Genomic DNA, 2357 nt, shown 5'->3' with positions numbered 1-2357 from the left:
CCATGCCCGCCCCTGTTTGGCCGGGGCCCGGCCGCACAGGTTTGACGAGTAGGGTGAGCACCCCCGTCCCGGAGTCCCCGAGGAAGCGCTGATGTCCGTGCCCCGCGTCCGCCGTCTCACCTGCGTCCTGGTCGCCGCGGCGTTGACGACGACACTCGCTCCTGCGGTCACCGCGACCGCCGAGCCGACTCCGCAGCCACACACTCCGCCACCGCTCAGCGTGGTTCCCCAGACCCCACAGCGGGAGTCCGCCAGGACGGCAAGCGGGCTGCGCGACGCCGGGGTGGCTGAGGTCTACCAGCAGTGGCGGGCAGGCGAGCACCGATCGAAGAAGGGTGTCGCCCGGAACTCGCTGCGCGTGCAACTCGGGCATGCCGACCGTGCCACGGCCGCGCTCGCTCGCAAGCTGGGCGCTACCAATGTCGAGACCGTCACCGATTCGGTGGTGGTGGCGGATGTGCCGTTCGAGCAACTGCAGGAACTGCAGGACGCCGAACCGTCCCTGGCGATCACGCTGCCGACCACGGTGAACGTGGTGCCGGCGGAGGTCACCGCGGTGACCGCCACTTCCGACAGCAATGCCAGCGGCGGCGAGATCGTCACCACGACCAACGCCGCCACCTGGCATGCCGCTGGGCTCACCGGCGCCGGGGTGAGGATTGGTGTCATTGACCTGTTCGACCGGGATGCCTGGCAGGACGCCGCCACCGCCGGCGAAGTAGACGCCAGCCGGCTCGGCGGCACTTTCTGCCGGGAGAACGGCCAGGTCTGTGACCTCTGGTCGACCGGGGAGGTACACGGCGTTGCGGTTACCGAGATCCTGCACGACATGGCTCCCGGCGCCACCGTCTACCTGGCCAGCGCCGACACCCTCGCCGACACCAGAGCAGCGATTGACTACTTCGCGAGCAAGGGCGTGAAGATCATCTCCCGCTCACTCACCTCCCCTTACGACGGCCCTGGCGACGGCACCGGACCGTCCGCCGAACTGGTCGACTACGCGGTTGGCAAAGGGATGGCCTGGTTCAACTCGGCGGGCAATGCCGGCCGTTATCTCGCTACTGACGGTGGGGAGAGTTTCGCCGTTGGCGGCTACTGGCGCGGTCGCTGGCGCGATGATGATGGCGACGGCTGGCTCGACTTCACCGACCCGGCCGGTGTCGTCTCGTCGTCGAACCTCCTCCCAGTGGCCTGCGGCTTCCTCAATGGGTTGCGCTGGAACGACTGGGGTGAGTCCAGGCGCTCTGACTACGATCTCTACGCTTATAGCACCAGCGGCAGGCTGATCGCCCAGTCTCTGGCCAACCAGGCCAAGGGTGCCGACCCGCTGGAGGGAGTGATCGGCAGTTCGCCGATGACTGGGAACTTCAACACCATCGACTGCGACGACTACCCGGTTTACTACCTGGGCATCAAGCGGGCCGCCACAGGTGCGGACACCAACGACGTGCTGGAGATCCTGGTCAACTCGGCGCTGTTCTACTACGCCTCCACTCCCTACTCGGCGGCGCACCCGTTCGCCGACAGCCGGAACCCGGGAGCGGTGTCGATTGGTGCCGTCGACCCGGTGGCCGGTGGGATCATCGCCGACTACAGCTCGCAAGGGCCGACCAACGACGGCCGGATCAAGCCCGATCTGAGCGCGGGCGCAGGCTTCTCGTCCTACACCTACCTCCACGCCGACGACGCTGGCGACGGTAGCTTCAGCGGCACCAGCGCGTCAGCTCCGGTGGTGTCCGGTGCGGCGGCGCTTGTTCTGCAGTCCGAGCCCTCGCTGACCCCGGCAAAGCTGGTCGCCTACCTCAAGCAGGCGGCTGTCGTCGACCGAGGGAAGGTCGGGGCCGACAACCTCTACGGCGCCGGTGAACTCCGGCTTCGAACGGCGGGCAGTTTCACGACCACCGCCACCCCGCCGACGATCTCGGGAACACCCCAGGTCGGCCTCACCCTCACCGCCAAGCCTCCCTCCGACTGGACGCCGACCCCGACCAGTGCCACCTACCGGTGGTTTGCGGACGGCAGCTCGATCGCAGGCGCCTCCGGCGCCAGCTTCACCCTGACCGCCGCCCAACTCGGCAAACGGATGACTGTGCAGCTGATGTCGGCGACCAGAGCCGGCTACCTTCCCGTGTCCGGATCCGCAGCGGTCTCGTCCGCGACGGCACCGGTGGCGATCGGCGCCCTGACCACCGCCGTCCCGAAGATCTCCGGAGCCCTCGCCGCCGGTCAGAAGCTGGCCGTGGCCACCGGCACCTGGACCACGGGGACGAAGTTCAGCTACCAGTGGTACGCCAGCGGCACCGCGATCAAGGGAGCCACCAAGGCGAGCTTCACCCTCACCAAAGCGCAGAACGGCA

General features: G+C 68.2%; 1 protein-coding gene. It reads left to right on the top strand.

Features of this window, described 5'->3' with window-relative positions:
• Nucleotides 1–91: 91 nt before the first annotated feature.
• Nucleotides 92–2357, top strand: a 2266-nt coding sequence (locus tag VB080_RS12495; protein ID WP_323418786.1) for a S8 family serine peptidase, incomplete at its 3' end; no start/stop codon positions are given.

This window comes from Propionicimonas sp., from assembly GCF_034927565.1.
GTDB lineage: Bacteria > Actinomycetota > Actinomycetes > Propionibacteriales > Propionibacteriaceae > Propionicimonas.
Note: the sequence above shows the minus strand (reverse complement) of the source record. Positions and strands in the feature narration are given on the sequence as shown.